This window comes from Rhodococcus wratislaviensis (genome assembly GCF_041228765.1).
GTDB classification, from domain to species: domain Bacteria; phylum Actinomycetota; class Actinomycetes; order Mycobacteriales; family Mycobacteriaceae; genus Rhodococcus_F; species Rhodococcus_F wratislaviensis.
In genome coordinates this window covers 6,179,195-6,197,340 of the sequence record NZ_CP150488.1, presented here as the reverse complement: position 1 = coordinate 6,197,340, position 18,146 = coordinate 6,179,195, and the positions used below count along the sequence as shown (strand labels likewise).

Sequence of the window (18,146 nt, the reverse complement as noted above, 5' to 3'; positions counted from 1 at the left end):
GCGAACGGGCTGTTACGGCCTCCGAAGATGCAACGATAGGGACATGAAGCCAAGGATTCTGGTTGTCGACGACGACACTGCGCTCGCGGAGATGCTCACGATCGTCCTCCGCGGCGAAGGATTCGATCCGTATGTGGTGGGGGACGGGACCCAGGCGCTCACCGCGGTCCGGGAGACACGCCCGGACCTGGTGCTGCTCGACCTGATGCTGCCCGGCATGAACGGCATCGACGTGTGCCGCGTCCTGCGGGCCGATTCCGGTGTCCCCATCGTGATGCTGACCGCGAAGACGGACACCGTCGACGTGGTCCTCGGATTGGAATCCGGCGCGGACGACTACATCATGAAGCCGTTCAAGCCGAAGGAACTGGTGGCGCGGGTCCGGGCACGGCTTCGCCGGACCGAGGACGAGCCGGCGGAGCTGCTCAGCATCGCCGACATCGTCATCGACGTTCCCGCCCACAAGGTGAGCCGGGGCGAAGAACTGATTTCCCTCACCCCCCTCGAGTTCGACCTCCTGGTGGCTCTGGCGCGCAAGCCGCGACAGGTGTTCACCCGCGAGGTCCTGCTCGAGCAGGTGTGGGGTTACCGACATGCAGCCGACACCCGCCTGGTCAACGTGCACGTTCAGCGTCTGCGGGCCAAGGTCGAGACTGATCCCGAGAATCCCGAAGTGGTTTTGACGGTCAGGGGGGTCGGCTACAAGGCCGGACCGCCGTGACAGGTGTTTCCCGATGGCGGCGTCGTGTCAACCGACGCGTTTCGCCGATCCTTCGGTGGGGTCACTCACTGAGCAATACCCTCGCGCACACGTGGCGTCGATCGCTGCAGCTGAGGGTCGTCGTCTCGACGTTGACGTTGTCGCTCATCGTCATCGTCGTGCTCGGCGTCGTGCTGACGAGTCAGATCACCGATCGTCTGCTCGAAACGAAGATCAACGCGGCGACCGAGGAGATGGACCGTGCCCGCAGCACGGTCGAGGGGCAGCTGGCCGGCGCGGACGACAGTAGTTCGCCCACCACGCAGCTCGACGGCGCCCGGGCGGCGCTGACGAACCGGGAGCCCGACGCCGGTCAGGCGTCGGGGTCGGCGGGAACGTTCGATCCCGTGCTGATCGTGCCCGGTGACGGTCCTCGCGCCCCGACATCCAGCGGTCCGGCGGACCAGATCCCGGAATCACTGCGGGCGTTCGTCCAGGCCGGTCAGGTGGCCTACCAGTTCGCCACCGTGAACGATCCCGAAGGCTATTCGGGGCCGGCTCTGATAGTCGGGAGCCCGACCGCGTCGGCGATCTCCACGCTCGAGCTGTACCTCGTGTTCCCGCTGGCCAGTGAGGACCGCAGCCTGTCGCTGGTCCGCGGCACGCTACTGGTGGGTGGTGCGGTGCTCGCCGTGCTGCTCGCGGCCATCGCGCTCCTCGTCGCACGGCAGGTGGTTCTGCCCATCCGGTCGGCGTCCCGGATCGCGGTGCGGTTCGCCGACGGCCGGCTGAAGGAACGCATGCCCGTGCGCGGTGAGGACGACATGGCCCGGCTCGCGATGTCGTTCAACGAGATGGCGGAGAGCCTGTCGAAACAGATCACCCAGCTCGAAGAGTTCGGAAACCTTCAGAAGAGATTCACCTCCGACGTGAGCCACGAGCTGCGGACACCGCTGACGACGGTGCGCATGGCGGCCGATCTCATCCACGACGGCAGCGACGATCTCGACCCCGTCCTCCGGCGGTCGTCGGAGTTGCTCGTCGCCGAACTCGACCGGTTCGAGGGGCTGCTGGCCGACCTCCTCGAGATCAGCAGACACGACGCCGGTGTCGCGGAACTGGCCGCCGAGCAACTGGACATCCGGATGTGTGCGCGCGCGGCGGTCTCGACGGTCCGTCACCTCGCCCGCGAGAGCGGGACCGAACTGATCGTGGACCTGCCCGATCAGGCAGTCATGGCCGAGGTGGACCCGCGTCGCGTGGAACGCATTCTGCGGAACCTCCTCGCGAACGCGATCGATCACGGAGAAGGCAAACCGGTGCTCCTGCGCCTGCGCGCCGACGACAGCGCTGCGGCGTTCATCGTGCGCGACCAGGGCGTGGGCCTGCGGCCGGGCGAGGAGAAGCTGGTGTTCAACAGGTTCTGGCGGTCCGACCCGTCGCGTGTGCGACGGTCGGGCGGTACCGGCCTCGGACTCGCGATCAGCGTGGAGGACGCGAATCTCCACGACGGGAGGCTCGAGGCGTGGGGCGAACCAGGGCAGGGCGCCTGCTTCCGGCTGACGCTGCCGCGGGTGCGGGGCCGGAAGGTCGTGTCGAGCCCGCTGCCGCTGAAGCCGGGAACCGCGAAATACGTTCAGGGGCAGCCCGTCCCGGGTGACACCACGTTGCCGGTGCGCAATGAGAGTCCGGAGACGGCGGCCGACGAGTCTCGCACGGTTCCCCAGAAGCGTGAGCGTGCGCACGTCGGTGACCGAGACGGTTCGCACCTTCCGGAGCGGGACCTGTGATGCCCGGCCGGCGATCCGCCCTTCAGTCGCGGTCGGTGTGCGGTGCGATCGCCCTCGCGGTCCTCGTGACGGTCAGTGGGTGCGCCAGCCTCCCGGATTCCTCCACACCGCAGGCGATCGGCACGATCAATCGTGACTCGCCCGGATCGAGCGTCGCGGCCCCGGCGCCGGGGCGTGAACCCGACCTGCTGCTGCGCGACTTCTTCAAGGCCAGCACCGATCCGTCCGACCGGCACCTCGCCGCCCGCCAATTCCTCACCCCCGGTGTGTCCGGCAGGTGGGACGACGCGGCCAGTGCGACCATCGTCGACAAGGTCGACGTCCTGCCGGAGACACGGTCGGCCGACCAGGCGACGTACACGATCCGCGCCAACAAGGTGGGGCAGCTCGAGCCCGGCGGACTGTACGTGGCGGAGGAGGGCAGTTTCGAGACGAAGATCAGTCTGGAGCTGCAGGGCGGTGAGTGGCGGATCTCCGAGCTCCCCGCAGGCGTGATCCTCGACCGGGCGCAGTTCCTGAATACCTACCAGCGCAAATCGCTGTACTTCCTCGACCCGGCCGGGACGACGGTGGTACCGGATCCGCGCTGGGTGTCGGGCGCCCAGGACCAGATGGCGTCGCAGCTGATCGGGCTGCTGATCGACGGCCCGAAGGCCGCCCTGGCCCCGGCCGTGCGCAACGAGCTCGGCGACGGGGTGTCGGTGCGGGGCCCCATCACGAAGGCCGACGGCCGCACCGCGCAGGTGGGGGTGGGGCTCGGCGGGATCCGGATCGACTTCGCCGGCGTGCCGCCGATGGACGCGCAGGCGAAGCAGCTGTTCGCAGCGCAGGTGATCTGGACGCTGGCCAACGCGGAGATCTCGGGTCCGTATGTACTGCTCGCCGACGGCGAGCCCTTCGACGAGCGGTTCCCGAACGGGTGGACCACCGCCGACGTCGCGTCCATGAACCCGTTCGCGACGTCGAGCGCCACCGTGGGGTTGCACGCGCTGCGTGAGGGGTCGATGGTGAGCGTCACCGAAACCGGTGTCACTCCGGTGCCCGGGTACTTCGGTTCGGCCCGCAACATGCGTTCGCTCGCACTGTCCCAGGACGGAAAGCTGGTCGCCGCCGTCGCGGACACCGGGCGTCCCGCGCCGGAACCCGCGAGTTCGCTCATGGTCGGCGCGTACGAGGACGGTGCCGCGTCGGTGCTCGAGGGCGGCGCGATCACCCGCCCGACATGGGCACCCGACAATTCGGCGATCTGGGCAGCGGTCAACGGCAACACCGTCATTCGGGTGTTGCGCGAGCCCGGCACCGGCCGGACGTCGGTGGTCAACGTCGATGCCGGCGCCGTCACCGCGCTGGGTGCCACGATCACCGAGTTGCGGCTGTCCCGCGACGGGGTACGGGCGGCACTGATCGTCGACGGCAAGGTCTATCTCGCCATCGTCACCCAGATGCCGGGTGGTGAGTACGCTTTGACGAATCCCCGTGCGGTCGCGATCGGCTTGGGCAGCCCGGCGCTGTCCCTGGACTGGAGCACGAGCGACACGATCGTCGTCGCGCGCGCCGCCTCGGACATCCCGGTGGTGCAGGTGGCCGTCGACGGCTCGCGGATGGACGCGCTGCCGAGTCGCAACCTGACCGCACCGGTGGTCGCCGTGGACGCGTCGACGACCACGGAGTTCGTCGCCGACTCCCGGGCGGTGTTCCAGTTGAACAACAACGATCCGGCGGGCGACCGGTACTGGCGGGAGGTTCCCGGGTTGACGGGTGTGAAGGCGATCCCGGTCCTGCCGGGCTGAGGCTGTCGGTGCGGTCGCCGATACTGCCCGCATGCGCGCCCTGCCCGGCCTCCGGAGCCTGCTCGACCTGATCCTGCCCGCCGAATGCGGCGGGTGCGGGGTGCCGGGCACTCAGTGGTGTGCCCGCTGCGCCACGGAGTTGGCAGACGATCCCGTGCTGCTCCGGCCCCGCGTCGATCCCGGGGTCGGGGTGTGGGCACTCGGACCGTACTCGGGTGCCCGCCGTCGGGCCGTGATCGCCGCGAAGGAACGCGGGCGGCGTGATCTCGCTGCGCCCCTCGGATCCGCCGTCGCTGGCGCCCTGGGCCGTCTGCAGCAGTGGGGTGAACTCGACCCGCCGAACGTGGCCCCGGTGGTTCTGGTGCCGGCTCCGACGCGTCCCCGGGCCGCCCGTGCACGCGGCGGCGACCCCGTCGCCCGGATCGCCGTCGCCGCGGTGGGAGGCAGACGCGTGTGCCCCGCGCTCGTGATGCGACACGCCGTGCGCGATTCGGTCGGACTGAGCGCAGATCAACGTCGAGTAAACCTCGAGGGTGGCGTCCGGTTGACGCGCAGCGGGGAAGGATTCGCGCGGCTTCTCTCGTCGGGACCGGCTGCACTGCAACGTATCTCGGTGGTACTGCTGGACGACGTGTCGACCACCGGGGCGACCGCCGCCGAGTCGGTCCGGGTGCTGTCGCGAGCAGGTATCCGAGTGAGTGCGGTGGTCGTCGTGGCGGGTGTCAGATGAAATTCTGCCGAACAGTGGCACTCGCGCGCGTTACGTACTAGCGTCGCGGACACACCCGAAAACACAGGTAGGAGGTGGAACTTCGAACCTGGTGCCGGGCGGACCCCCTTCCGGCATTGCTCAAACTCGCCGCCGCCCATCAAGGGGCGGGGCCGTAATCGGGAGGTACGAGTGACGACCCCTTCGCAAGCCTCGGTTTTCGTCGACGACCGCACAACGGATGCACAAGAGAAGACGGATACCCCCAACGCCGAGATCGTCGTCAAGGGACGCAACGTCGAGGTACCCGACCACTTCCGCGTGTACGTCTCCGAGAAGCTGTCGCGCCTCGAGCGCTTCGATCCCTCCATATTCCTGTTCGATGTCGAACTTCACCACGAACCCAATCGACGCCAGAGGAAAAACTGCCAGCGCGTCGAGATCACTGCCCGAGGCAAGGGGCCGGTAGCCCGAGCCGAGGCGTGCGCCGACAGCTTCTATGCAGCATTCGAGTCGGTGACCGCCAAGCTCGAGAGCAGGCTCCGCCGCACCAAGGATCGCAAAAAGGTCCACTACGGGGAAAAGACCCCGGTGTCGGTGGCGGAGGCCACCGCCGCACTCGCCGAGGACGACAGTCTCGGCATCAGTCCCGACATCTCCCTGGACGGTCAGGTGTCGGACGAGCACACGCCGGGTCATGTCGTGCGTACCAAGGAACACAAGGCCACGCCGATGACCGTCGACGACGCTTTGTACGAGATGGAGCTGGTGGGACACGATTTCTTCCTGTTCCATGACAAGGAGTCGGACAAGGCGACCGTCGTCTACCGGCGGCACGCGTTCGACTACGGATTGATCCGTCTGGCGTGATGTACTCCCGTTCCGCCTGACGATCCGAGCGGTCGGTCTACTCGTCCGATCGCGGAAGCGCCTACCATGGAATCCGGCCGGGGTTCTCGGACCTCCGGCCGGATTTTGTGTGTCACCCATCCACTGCCGAAGATTGAGGACGAACAAGACTGTGCCGTCGCTGTCGCTATCGAAGCTGCTCCGTGTTGGTGAAGGTCGCATGGTCAAGCGGCTCAAGCACATCGCCGACCACGTTTCCTCGCTGTCGCCCGAGGTCGAAGACCTGACCGACGAGCAACTCCGCGCGAAGACCGAGGAGTTCCGCGCCCGCTACCGCGACGGCGAGACGCTCGACGAGCTGCTGCCCGAGGCGTTCGCCGTCGCCCGCGAGGCGTCCTGGCGGGTCATCGACCAGCGGCACTTCCACGTGCAGATCATGGGCGGCGCCGCCCTCCACTTCGGCAACATCGCCGAGATGAAGACGGGTGAGGGCAAGACCCTGACCTGCGTGTTGCCCGCGTACCTCAACGCGATCGCCGGGGACGGCGTGCACGTCGTCACGGTCAACGACTACCTCGCCAAGCGCGACTCCGAGTGGATGGGCCGCGTCCACCGCTTCCTCGGCCTCGACACCAGCGTGATCCTGTCCGGCATGTCGCCTGCCGAGCGTCGCGCAGCCTATGCGGCCGACATCACATACGGCACCAACAACGAGTTCGGGTTCGACTACCTGCGTGACAACATGACGCACTCCCTGGACGATCTCGTCCAGCGCGGTCACAGCTTCGCGGTCGTCGACGAGGTCGACTCCATCCTCATCGACGAGGCCCGGACCCCTCTCATCATCTCCGGCCCTGCCGACGCCTCGAGCAAGTGGTACGCGGAGTTCGCGCGCATCGCGCCGCTGCTCAAGCGTGACGTGCACTACGAGGTCGACATCCGCAAACGCACCATCGGCGTCCACGAGGCCGGCGTCGAACTCGTCGAGGACCAGCTCGGCATCGACAACCTGTACGAGGCCGCCAACTCGCCGCTCGTGAGCTACCTGAACAACGCCATCAAGGCCAAGGAGCTCTACACGAAGGACAAGGACTACATCGTCCGCGACGGTGAGGTGATCATCGTCGACGAGTTCACCGGCCGCGTCCTCGTCGGCCGCCGGTACAACGAGGGCATGCACCAGGCCATCGAGGCCAAGGAGAAGGTCGAGATCAAGGCCGAGAACCAGACCCTCGCCACGATCACGCTGCAGAACTACTTCCGCCTCTACGACAAGCTGTCGGGCATGACGGGTACGGCTGAGACCGAGGCCGCCGAGCTGCACCAGATCTACAACCTCGGCGTCATCCCGATCCCCACCAACCGGCCGATGGTCCGCGTCGACAACGGCGACCTGATCTACAAGACCGAGGAAGCCAAGTTCGACGCCGTCGTCGACGACGTGGTGGAGCGGCACGAGAAGGGCCAGCCGGTCCTGATCGGCACGACCAGCGTCGAGCGGTCCGAGTACCTGTCGAAGCAATTCACCAAGCGCGGCGTGGCACACAACGTGCTGAACGCGAAGTTCCACGAGCAGGAAGCCCAGATCATCGCCGAGGCCGGCAGGTCGGGCGCCGTCACCGTGGCGACCAACATGGCCGGTCGTGGTACCGACGTCGTGCTCGGCGGCAACCCCGACATCATCGCGGACATCGCGCTCCGCAAGCAGGGGCTCGACCCCGTTCACACGCCCGACGACTACGAGGCGGCGTGGGACGACGTCCTCGACCAGGTCAAGGCCGAGGTGAAGGCGGACGCGGACAAGGTTCGTGAGGCGGGCGGACTGTACGTCCTCGGCACCGAGCGGCACGAGTCCCGGCGCATCGACAACCAGTTGCGCGGCCGGTCCGGCCGTCAGGGCGATCCGGGTGAGTCGCGGTTCTACCTGTCGCTCGGCGACGAGTTGATGCGACGGTTCAACGGCGCGGCGCTCGAGTCGATCATGACCCGGCTCAACCTGCCCGACGACGTTCCGATCGAGGCGAAGATGGTCTCGAAGGCCATCAAGAGCGCGCAGACGCAGGTCGAGCAGCAGAACTTCGAGATCCGCAAGAACGTCCTCAAGTACGACGAGGTGATGAACCAGCAGCGCACGGTCATCTACAACGAGCGCCGCCAGATCCTCGAAGGCAAGGATATGGAGGGCCAGGTCGAGAAGATGATCACCGACGTGGTCACCGCCTACGTCGACGGCGCCACCGCCGAAGGGTACGTCGAGGACTGGGATCTCGAACAACTGTGGACGGCCCTCAAGACGCTGTACCCGGTCGGCCTCGACTACAAGGAACTGGCCGGCGACAGCGACGACGGTGAGACCAACGACATCACCGCCGAAGAACTGCGTGAGACCCTGCTGAAGGATGCACACGACGCCTACGCCCGGCGCGAGGCCGAGATCGACGGCGTCGCCGGCGAGGGATCGATGCGCGAACTGGAGCGCCGCGTCCTGCTGAGCGTGCTCGACCGCAAGTGGCGCGAACACCTCTACGAGATGGACTACCTCAAGGAAGGCATCGGCCTGCGGGCGATGGCCCAGCGTGATCCGCTCGTCGAGTACCAGCGCGAAGGTTTCGACATGTTCGGCGGCATGCTCGAGGGCCTGAAGGAGGAGTCGGTCGGATTCCTGTTCAACCTTCAGGTCGAGGCGGCCGCCCCGCAGGCGGCACAGGCCCCTGGCGTCAGCGTCACCGCGGCCTCCGCAGCGGCGACGGCGTCGGCCTCGCCCGCCCCGGCCGCGCCGCGGCCTCTGCCCACCCAGGAGGCGGCGCAGCAGGCGCAGGGCACGGCGGCACCGTCCGCCCTCCGTGCGAAGGGACTGGACGACGGCGAGCCCCGCGGGCTCACCTACTCCGGGCCTGCCGAGGACGGCAACGCCCAGCTCAGCCGCCGCGGAGCGGCCGAGTCGGACGATACCTCCGACGCCGGAACCCGTCGCCAGCGGCGTGAGGCCGCCCGGTCGCAGTCGAAGGGCAAGAAGGCCCCGCGGACCAAGCGCAAGCGCTGACCGCAGCAGAAGACGATCAGCCGATCACCAGTGAGGTGACGGTCCAGCCCGTGTCGGACTCCTGTTCGACACGGGCCGCGATCACGAAGATCCGCGGTCCTCGGCCGTAGGTGCCGAAGGCCTCGAATGCGCACGGCTCCACCGCACGCAGGTGCACGCGGACGAGCGTCGCGACACCGAGTCGCCGGGCGGGCGACTCCGACAGCGCGAGCGTGCGCACGACGTCGACGAGCGACGGCGTCACCAGCGGCCGCAGTTGCCGTACGTTGCGGCGCCGATCCAGCACTTCGAGGACGAGCCGGAACGCCTGCTCCGTGAACCGCTGGACATCCGGCGACGGAAGAGGCAGAGTTCCCGGCTGCGTCGCGGCGGTGCGTGGCGACGCCCCCGAGTGGGGCGACGAGCGGTGCCTGCCGCGCCCGGACGAGTGCCGCCCGCCCGACGGCGCCGCCGGCGAACGCCCAGGCCGAGGCGGCCCGGGAATGTCACCGGCCGCCGGTTCGAAGCGCGGCACCCGTGACAGGAACGTGTAGGACTCACTCATTTCTTACCCCCCGGTTTCGGCATGAGACGGCCGTCGTAGCGGTCATACTCGCACGGATCCCGTCGTCGTGTCGCCGAACCGGGGAGCGGACCCTAGGGTGGTGACGTGCGGGGATTGATAGTGGACTTCGGAGGCGTTCTCGCGGGTCCCGGTTCGGACATGGACGGCCTGTCGTCCGTTCTCGCCGGTGCCCGGATCCGTGGGGTGCGGACCGCGATCCTCAGCAACGATCCCGGTGGTCCCGGCGCGCAGTGGCTGCGGGAACTCGGTGACGGCCGGCTGGTCGATCAGGTCGTGCTGTCCGGGGACGTCGGTGTCGCCAAACCCGACCCGCGGATCTACCGGCTGACGGCCGACGCGCTCGGTCTGGCCCCGGGGGACTGTATCTTCGTCGACGACCTGTCGGTCAATGTCCGGGGTGCGGTGGCCGTCGGGATGGTGGGTATCCACCACGTCGACGGCGGCGCCACCGCGGAGGAGATAGCGATACTTCTCGAGGTCGATCGAGACGGGATGCAAGGGGGACAGGCGCCGACATGGTGACGAGACTGACTACGCAGGACGCGTCGTTCTACTTTCTCGAGGCGAGCAGTACGCCGATGCACGTGGGGTCGCTCGCGATCTTCCGCAAGCCGCGAAACGGGTTGTCCTACGAGGAATTACTGAGCCTCGTCGAGGAACGGCTGAGCTTGGTGCCGCGCTACCGGCAGAAGGTGCGGGAGGTGGCGCTGGGGCTGTCGCGGCCGGTGTGGGTGGATGACCAGGACTTCGACATCGAGTACCACGTCCGGCGGTCGGCGCTGCCGAAGCCTGGATCGGACGCCCAGTTGCACGATCTGGTCGCACGGCTCACGTCCCGGCCGCTCGACAACACGCGACCGCTGTGGGAGATGTACCTGGTGGAGGGGTTGTCGAACAACCGCTTCGCCATCTTCACGAAGTCCCATTCCTCGCTGGTCGACGGTGAGACGGCGCTCGAGATCGGTCAGGTGATCCTGGACCCGGCGAAGACCCGGCGGCCCATGGCCGAGGAACTCTGGATGCCGAGCCCGGCCCCCAGTGAGTCCACTCTCATCGCCGGGGCGCTGGCGGAGATGGTGTCGAGGCCGGGCGAAGGGCTGGCGGCGCTGCGGATGACGTTGGGTGACATGGCGTCTGCGCTCGGCGAGACCGTGCGCGCCGTCGGCAAGGTCGCCGCCGTCGTGCGCACCGCTACGCAGGTGGCGCCGGCAAGTCCGCTCAACGCGACCATTTCACGCAATCGGCGCTTCGCGGTGGTCAAGACCGAACTGGGCGACTACCGGAAGATCCGCGCGCAGTACGGGTGCGAGGTCAACGACGTCATCCTCGCCGTCGTGGCGGGCGCGATGCGGTACTGGCTGCTGTCCCGCGGTGAGCCGGTGGCGGAGTCGACCACGGTCCGGGCCATGGTGCCGATGTCCGTGTACGCAACGGATCCCGAGGCCGACGACGAGGCGTCACGCCGCGGCGAGTGGGCGGATCCGCGGAGCATGGTGTCGTCGTTCCTCATCGACCTGCCGGTCGGGGAACCGAATGCCGTGGTGCGGCTGTCGCACGTGGCGCACGCCATGGAGGCGCACGCCAAGCAGAGCCAGCGGGTCACCGCGGAGACCCTGGTGCGTTTGTCGGGATTCGCGCCCGCAACGCTGCACGCGATGAGTGCCCGTGTGGCGAGTAGCTTCTCGCAGCGGATGTTCAATCTGATGATCACCAACGCGCCGGGACCGCAGTTGCCGCTGTATGTCGGGGGAGCGCGGATGCTCGAGATGTATCCGGTGTCGCCCCTGCTGAAAAACCAGACTTTGAGCATCGGCCTGACGTCCTACGACGGCAACGTCTACTACGGTTTGAATGCAGACCGTGACGCCATGGCCGACGTGGACGTGGTGGCGGCGCTGCTGTACGAATCTCTCGAGGAGTTGTTGGATGCCAGCCGGTGAGAAGTCCGCGGTGCGAATGACGGGTGACGCATGACGAGGGTGTACGTTCCCGCGACGATCGAGATCCTTCAGCGGCTCGTCGCCGACCGGGAGTTCGATCCGATGAGCCGTACCGCCTTCGCCGTCACCCCCACGCTCCGCGAGGCGTACTCGTCGGGCGACGACGAAGAACTGGCCGAGGTCGCGATGGCCGAGGCGGCCCGGGCCTCGCTGCGACTGATTGCGGGCCGGGTGGGGGAGAGCGGGAGCGACGGGGTTCGCTTCCGTCGCGCCGTGGTCGCCGCGGACGTGGACGACGTGACGCCGCGACCGGACCTCGACGACGCCGTGGTCCGGTTGCCCGGTCCGGTGACGATCGGCACGGTCGCGTCGGTGCACGTGGATCTCGCGGAGGCGGAGCCGGACATCGAACGGGCCGTGTCGGCGATCGACGAGGCGGATCTCGGGGACCCGGACGCCGAGTTCGTTCTCGGTGACGCGGAGGATCATGTCCTGGCGTGGTACGCCACCCAGGAGCTTCCGTTCCTTCTCGAACTACTCTGACCGGTCCGTCCTCTTACCTCGGGGTAACCTACGGTACCGTAGCTTGGTAACCTACGGTAGCGTAGGTCATGACGGAAAAGGTGGAGGTCGGATGGGTCTGAAGGATTGGATCGAGGCGCCCGCAGCAGCGGTCGTGCCCGCCAAGCGGTCCAAGCTCAATTGGTTGCGGGGTGCGGCGGCACGGCTCACGACGCCATTGCTGCCCGACGACTACCTGCACCTGGCCAACCCGCTGTGGTCGGCTCGCGAACTGCGCGGACAGATCGTGGAGGTGCGCGCGGAGACGGCGGACTCGGCCACGATCGTCATCAAGCCGGGCTGGGGATTCGACTTCGACTACGAGCCCGGCCAGTACATCGGCATCGGTCTGCACATCGACGGTCGCTGGCACTGGCGCTCGTACTCCCTCACGTCGCCGCCGAACTGGGACGACAAGCTCATCTCCATCGCCGTCAAGGCGATGCCCGAGGGATTCCTGTCGAGTCACCTCGTCAACGGCGTGCCCTCGGGAACGATCGTGCGGCTCGCGACGCCCACGGGCAACTTCGCGCTGCCCGATCCGCCGCCGGAGCGGATCCTGTTCCTCACCGCGGGCAGCGGCATCACACCCGTCATGGCGATGCTGCGCACGATGAACCGGCGCGGTCAGCTCCCCGACGTCTTCCACGTCCATTCGGCCCCCACCGACGCCGACGTGATGTTCGCCGACGAGCTCACCCGGCTCCACGAGGAGCACGACGACTTCCGGTGCAAGATCCAGCTCACCCGCAGCCAGGGCAAGTTCGCGTTGTCCTCGCTCGACGAGGTGTGTCCCGATTGGCGTGAACGGCAGACGTGGGCCTGCGGGCCGCTGCCGATGCTCGACGAGATCGAGACGTTGTGGCGCGACGAGGGCATCGAGGGCAAGTTGCACCTCGAACGGTTCGCCGTCTCCCGCGCGGACACGTCCGGCGAGGGCGGGACCGTCACGTTCGCCAAGGCCGACAAGACCGTGTCGATCGACGGTGCCACCACTCTCCTCGAGGCCGGTGAGCAGGTCGGGGCACTGATGCCGTTCGGCTGCCGGATGGGTATCTGCCAGACCTGTGTCGTGCCGATTCTCGCCGGGCATGCGATCGACCTGAGGTCGGGCAAGCAGCACGCCGAAGGTGACCGAGTCCAGACTTGTATCTCCGCGGCGGCAGGGGACTGCACGCTCGACGCGTGAGCGTGAGCGTGTTGTTCACCTGACTCCGCTATTCTCGGACTCTCACCAGACGGAGGAGCACGGTGGCGATCACCGACATCAAAGAGTTCGCGCATCTGACCGAAGCGGACATCGAATCGCTCGGGCGTGAGTTGGATGCGATCCGGCTCGACGTGGAGGATTCGCGGGGCGTTCGCGACGCCCGCTACATCCGCCGGGCCATCAGGGCGCAACGGCTGTTGGAGCTCGGTGGCCGGCTTGCGTTGTTCGGAAGCCGCTACCGCCCGGCCTGGCTCGCGGGCACCGCGATGCTCTCCCTCTCGAAGATCATCGAGAACATGGAACTCGGCCACAACGTGATGCACGGCCAGTGGGACTGGATGAACGATCCGGAGATCCACTCCATGTCGTGGGAGTGGGATCAGACGGGCCCCTCGGAGCATTGGAAGCGGGCGCACAACTACTCCCACCACACGTTCACCAACATTGTGGGAATGGATTCCGATGTGGGGTTCGGCATCCTCAGGATGACCCGCGACGAGGAGTGGCGGCCGATCAATCTGCTGCAGCCCTTCGCCAACATCATCCTGGCCGCTACGTTCGAGTGGGGGATCGCGCTCCACGACCTCACGTTCGCCGCCGAGCTGGAGGGTGCGGAGAAGGGTCAGCTCAATTCCCAGGCCAACAAGGATTTCGGGCGCAAGATCTTCCGCCAGGTCGGCAAGGACTTCCTCCTGTTCCCGGTGCTCGCGGGGCCGGCGTGGAAGTCGACGCTGACGGCCAACGCCACCGCCAACCTCGTGCGGAATCTGTGGGCCTATGTGGTGATCTTCTGCGGGCACTTCCCAGACGGTGCCGAGAAGTTCACGGTGGACGAGTACGAGAACGAGACCCGGCACGAGTGGTACCTCCGCCAGATGCTCGGCAGCGCGAATTTCGACTCCGGCAAGATCATGGGTTTCATGAGCGGGAACCTCAGCTACCAGATCGAGCATCACCTGTTCCCGGACCTGCCGAGCAACCGGTACCCGGAGATCGCCGTGAAGGTGCGGGCGCTGTGCGAGAAGTACGACCTGCCGTACACCACGGGTTCGCTCGCCAAGCAGTACCTGCTGGCTCTGCGCACGATCCACAAGCTCGCCCTGCCCGACCGGTTCCTGCGGGCGACGGCGGACGACGCGCCGGAGACGTCCTCGGAACGCAAGTTCCGCGACGCCCGTGATGCGGGTGCCGCGATGGTCGAGACGTTGCGCACGGATCCCGTCACGGGGCAGCGGCGGGGTCTGTTGTCGGCGTTGCGCGCCCGCGCGGAGGCCAAGATTCCCCGACGTCGACGGTGATTTCACTCACACCTACACTCAGGTAACCTACGGTGTCGTAACTTACGGTACGGTAGGTCGAGTCAGCGCCTTTCGGGTGCGAACTGTCGACCCAGCCAGGAGGAGGTCCCCCATGGCGATTGCAGACGTCAAGGAATACGCACATCTCACCGAAGCCGACATCGAGTCGCTCGGACGCGAGCTCGATGCGATCCGGCGCGATATCGAAGAGTCCCGCGGGGAGCGTGACGCGCGGTACGTGCGAAACACGATCAGACTGCAGCGTTCCCTCGAAATCGGTGGCCGAGCCATCCTCTTCGCGAGCAAGCGGCGTCCCGCCTGGCTGGCGGGCACAGCCATGCTGTCCCTCTCGAAGATCATCGAGAACATGGAACTCGGCCACAACGTCATGCACGGCCAGTGGGACTGGATGAACGATCCCGAGATCCACTCCACCTCGTGGGAGTGGGACGTGACGGGACCGTCCGCTCACTGGAAGCAGACGCACAACTACATTCACCACAAGTACACCAACGTCCTCGGCATGGACGACGACGTGGGATACGGACTGCTGCGCGTCACGCGCGACCAGCGGTGGAAGCCGTTCAACACCGGCAATCTCCTGTACAACACGCTGCTCGCGCTGTTCTTCGAGTACGGAATCGCGGCGCAGCATCTCGAACTCGGTAAGGTCGCCAAGGGGCGCGTGCCGAGCGAGGAGACCCAGCGCAAGCTCCGCGAGGTCGGTGAGAAGGTCGGCAAGCAGATCCTCAAGGATTACGTAATCCACCCCGCGGTCACGGGTCCGGCGTGGAAGAGCACACTCACCGCCAACATCGCCGCGAACATGATCCGCAACGTGTGGACCAACGCGATCATCTTCTGCGGGCACTTCCCGGACGGCGCCGAGAAATTCACCAAGGCGGACATCGACAAGGAAACGCCGGCCCAGTGGTACCTGCGGCAGATGCTCGGTAGCGCGAACATCGAGGGTGGCAAGCTCATGGACTTCATGTCCGGCAACCTCAGCTACCAGATCGAGCACCACCTGTTCCCCGACCTGCCCAGCAACCGCTACGCGGAGATCGCCGTGCGGGTGCGGGAACTGTGCGACAAGTACGACCTGCCGTACACGACCGGGCCCTTCCTCGTGCAGTACGCGAAGTCGTGGCGCACCATCGCCAAGCTGTCGTTGCCGAACAAGTACCTCAAGGCGACCGCGGATGACGCGCCGGAGACGGCGTCGGAGCGCAAGTTCGGTGGAAACACCACGGCGACAATCGATCCCGTGACCGGCCGCCGTCAGGGGCTGAGTACCGCGATCAAGCGCACCCGCAAGCGCCGCGGTCTGCGCGCGCTGCTGTCCCGCTAGAAAGTTCCGCTACAGACGCGGTTCGTCCCTCACCAGGCTTCGTTGGACGCGATGGCCGTGAGGAGGTGACGGACCGCGTCGACGCGTTTGGCGGCCTTGCCCTCCAGTAGGTCGAGCGCGCATTCCGGGTCCGCGGGCGGGCCGAGGTGGGTACATCCTCTCGGACAGTCCTCGATGGCGGCGGCCAGATCGGAGAACGCGGCCACCACGTTCTCCGGGGAGATGTGGGCAAGTCCGAACGACCGGATACCGGGAGTGTCGATCGCCCAACCGCCCGTCGGAAGCGGCAGCGCGACCGACTGCGTGGAGGTGTGCCGGCCCTTGCCGACGCCGGAGACCACGCCGACGGCCCGGTCGGCGTCGGGCACGAGACGGTTGACGAGAGTCGACTTCCCGACCCCCGAATGGCCGATCAGCGCGGTGAGGCGGCCCGACAGCATCGACAGGACCTCGTCGACCGGATCGTCGCGACCGGCCACGACGACGGGGACATCGAGGTCCGCGAACGCGCTCGCGAACTCCTCGGGCGGCTCGAGATCGCTCTTCGTCAGGCACACGATGGGACTCAACCCGCCCGCATACGCGGCGACGAGCGCACGTTCGACGAATCCCGTCCGCGGCGGCGGGTCCGCCAGCGCCACCACGATCAGCAGCTGCTGGGCGTTGGCCACGACGATCCGCTCGTACGGATCGGTGTCGTCGGCGGTGCGTCGCAACACCGTGGAGCGCTCGGCCACCCGCACGATCCGCGCCAGGGTGTCGGGCTTGCCGGACAGATCGCCGACCACACTCACCTCGTCGCCGACCACGATGGGGGTGCGGCCCAGTTCCCGGGCGCGCATGGTGACGAGGGGGCGGTCGGGGTCGCCGCCCAGCACGCAACCCCACCGGCCGCGGTCGACCGAGACGACCATCGCCGACTCCGCCGCGAGGTGCTCCGGCCGGGTCTTCGTGCGCGGGCGCGTTCCTCGGCCCGGGCGCACCCGGACGTCGGACTCGTCGTACTGCCTGCGACTCAGAAGCTCGCCTTCCGCTCGGTGCCCGCACCGGCGGACAGCATTGTGGCCCACAGGTTCTCGAAACCGGGCAGGGTCTTCGCCGTGGTGCCGACGTCCTCGATCCGGATGCCGTCGACGCGCAGCCCGACGATGGCGCCCGCGGTCGCCATCCGGTGGTCGGCGTAGGAGCGCCACGTCCCACCGTGCAGGTCTGCCGGGACGATCGTGAGGCCGTCCTCGGTCTCGGTGACGTTCCCGCCCAGCGAGTTGATCTCGTGCGCGAGTGCGGCCAGCCTGTCGGTCTCGTGGCCGCGCAGATGCGCGATGCCCCGCAGGTGCGACGGACCGTGTGCGAGTGCGGCGAGCGCTGCGACGGTCGGGGTGAGTTCGCCCACGTCGTGCAGGTCGATGTCGATGCCGTTCAGCTGCTGCGGACCGCGGACCGTGAGGTTCGCGCCGTCCAGCCGGACGTCAGCGCCCATCGCCAGCAGAATGTCGCGGATTGCGTCTCCGGGTTGCGTCGTCCTGCTCGGCCACAGGGGAACCGTCACCTCACCGCCGGTGACGGCGGCGGCGGCCAGGAAGGCGGTGGCATTCGACAGGTCGGGCTCGATCGCCCGGTCGACGGCCCGGACGACACCGGGGCTCACCCGCCACGTGTCGGCCTCCCCGCCCGTCGCCGGGGTGGAGACCTCGACACCCGACTCCCGCAGCATCTCGACGGTCATGTCGATGTGCGGCATGGACGGCACCGTCTTGCCGTCGTGATGCACCGTGACGCCCTCGTCGAAAGCGGCCGCCGACAGCAGCAGCCCGGAGACGAACTGTGACGAGCCGGACGCGTCGATCGTGACCCGTCCACCGCGCAGCGAACCCCCACCGCGAACCGTGAACGGGAGGGAGTCGCCGTCGATGTCCGCGCCGAGACCGCGCAGCGCGTCCAGGATCGTGTCGAGGGGCCGGGTGCGCGCCTGCTCGTCCCCGTCGAAGTGAACCGTTCCGCTCGCGAGCGCGGCGACCGGGGGAAGGAACCGCATGACGGTGCCCGCCAGGCCGCAGTCGACCGCACCACCATGGAGAGGACCGGGGGTGACCCGCAGCGTCGTGTCGGCGCCGGCCGTCTCGATGCCGATGCCGAGCGTGCGGAGCGCGCCGATCATGAGGTCGGTGTCCCGGCTGCGCAATGCCCCGGTGAGGGTGGACGGACCGTCCGCGAGTGCGGCGAGGATCAGCGCGCGATTGGTGATCGACTTCGATCCGGGGAGGGCGACCGTCGCGACGACGGGCGCTTCGGCACGGGGGGCGTTCCACAGGCTCAGGCTCACGGTCTCCATCTTCGCCT

General features: G+C 67.6%; 15 protein-coding genes. 12 read left to right on the top strand and 3 right to left on the bottom strand.

All coding sequences use genetic code 11. The annotated features are described in order from the left end of the window. Window positions 1-43 precede the first annotated feature (43 nt). From mtrA to secA, 6 genes are all read left to right on the top strand, one after another. Window positions 44-721, top strand: a complete 678-nt coding sequence (gene mtrA, locus WKC72_RS28760) for an MtrAB system response regulator MtrA (RefSeq protein WP_005240059.1) — start codon at window positions 44-46, stop codon at window positions 719-721. Next, on the top strand, window positions 718-2,490 hold the full coding sequence (gene mtrB, locus WKC72_RS28755; protein WP_370180521.1) for an MtrAB system histidine kinase MtrB: 1,773 nt from the start codon (window positions 718-720) through the stop codon (window positions 2,488-2,490). The genes mtrA and mtrB overlap by 4 nt, the downstream gene beginning before the upstream one ends. Next, window positions 2,487-4,280, top strand: a complete 1,794-nt coding sequence (gene lpqB / locus WKC72_RS28750; protein ID WP_081792783.1) for an MtrAB system accessory lipoprotein LpqB — start codon at window positions 2,487-2,489, stop codon at window positions 4,278-4,280. The genes mtrB and lpqB overlap by 4 nt, the downstream gene beginning before the upstream one ends. Before the next feature lie 31 nt (window positions 4,281-4,311). Next, window positions 4,312-5,010, top strand: a complete 699-nt coding sequence (locus tag WKC72_RS28745) for a ComF family protein (protein WP_112299300.1) — start codon at window positions 4,312-4,314, stop codon at window positions 5,008-5,010. Window positions 5,011-5,181: 171 nt separating this feature from the next. Then, window positions 5,182-5,859, top strand: a complete 678-nt coding sequence (gene hpf / locus WKC72_RS28740) for a ribosome hibernation-promoting factor, HPF/YfiA family (RefSeq protein ID WP_037245130.1) — start codon at window positions 5,182-5,184, stop codon at window positions 5,857-5,859. A 151-nt stretch (window positions 5,860-6,010) separates the two neighbouring features. Beyond that, on the top strand, window positions 6,011-8,881 hold the full coding sequence (gene secA / locus WKC72_RS28735; protein ID WP_370184566.1) for a preprotein translocase subunit SecA: 2,871 nt from the start codon (window positions 6,011-6,013) through the stop codon (window positions 8,879-8,881). Between the two features lie 16 nt (window positions 8,882-8,897). On the opposite strand, the gene WKC72_RS28730 is transcribed toward secA, so the two are convergent. Beyond that, on the bottom strand, window positions 8,898-9,425 hold the full coding sequence (locus WKC72_RS28730; protein WP_370180518.1) for an Rv3235 family protein: 528 nt from the start codon (window positions 9,423-9,425) through the stop codon (window positions 8,898-8,900). A 105-nt stretch (window positions 9,426-9,530) separates the two neighbouring features. Here WKC72_RS28730 and WKC72_RS28725 point away from each other — a divergent pair, with 105 nt between their 5' ends. The 6 genes from WKC72_RS28725 (at window position 9,531) to WKC72_RS28700 (ending at window position 15,806) form a co-directional block, all read left to right on the top strand. Then, on the top strand, window positions 9,531-9,968 hold the full coding sequence (locus WKC72_RS28725) for an HAD-IA family hydrolase (protein ID WP_037245135.1): 438 nt from the start codon (window positions 9,531-9,533) through the stop codon (window positions 9,966-9,968). Continuing rightward, entirely contained in the window at window positions 9,962-11,386 is a 1,425-nt protein-coding gene (locus WKC72_RS28720) for a wax ester/triacylglycerol synthase family O-acyltransferase (RefSeq protein ID WP_037245137.1), read from the top strand. Before WKC72_RS28725 ends, WKC72_RS28720 begins: the two co-directional genes overlap by 7 nt. Window positions 11,387-11,416: 30 nt before the next feature. Then, window positions 11,417-11,929: a hypothetical protein gene (locus tag WKC72_RS28715; RefSeq protein ID WP_009479537.1), complete on the top strand. Its 513-nt coding sequence runs from the start codon at window positions 11,417-11,419 to the stop codon at window positions 11,927-11,929. 91 nt (window positions 11,930-12,020) lie between these two features. Continuing rightward, entirely contained in the window at window positions 12,021-13,136 is a 1,116-nt protein-coding gene (locus WKC72_RS28710) for a ferredoxin reductase (RefSeq protein WP_037245141.1), read from the top strand. A 62-nt stretch (window positions 13,137-13,198) separates the two neighbouring features. Then, window positions 13,199-14,455, top strand: coding sequence for an acyl-CoA desaturase (locus tag WKC72_RS28705; protein ID WP_009479539.1), 1,257 nt, complete (start codon window positions 13,199-13,201; stop codon window positions 14,453-14,455). Window positions 14,456-14,567: 112 nt separating this feature from the next. Then, a complete protein-coding gene (locus WKC72_RS28700) occupies window positions 14,568-15,806 on the top strand; it encodes a fatty acid desaturase (protein ID WP_128639015.1) in 1,239 nt (412 codons plus the stop codon). Window positions 15,807-15,835: 29 nt separating this feature from the next. Here WKC72_RS28700 and rsgA read toward each other — a convergent pair whose 3' ends face one another. Together rsgA and aroA are read right to left on the bottom strand one after the other, a co-directional pair. Beyond that, on the bottom strand, window positions 15,836-16,876 hold the full coding sequence (rsgA, locus tag WKC72_RS28695) for a ribosome small subunit-dependent GTPase A (protein ID WP_081792784.1): 1,041 nt from the start codon (window positions 16,874-16,876) through the stop codon (window positions 15,836-15,838). Beyond that, window positions 16,822-18,138 carry a 3-phosphoshikimate 1-carboxyvinyltransferase gene (aroA, locus tag WKC72_RS28690; protein WP_128639014.1) on the bottom strand — a complete coding sequence of 439 codons (1,317 nt, stop codon included), beginning with the start codon at window positions 18,136-18,138 and terminating at the stop codon, window positions 16,822-16,824. Before aroA ends, rsgA begins: the two co-directional genes overlap by 55 nt. Window positions 18,139-18,146: the final 8 nt, after the last annotated feature.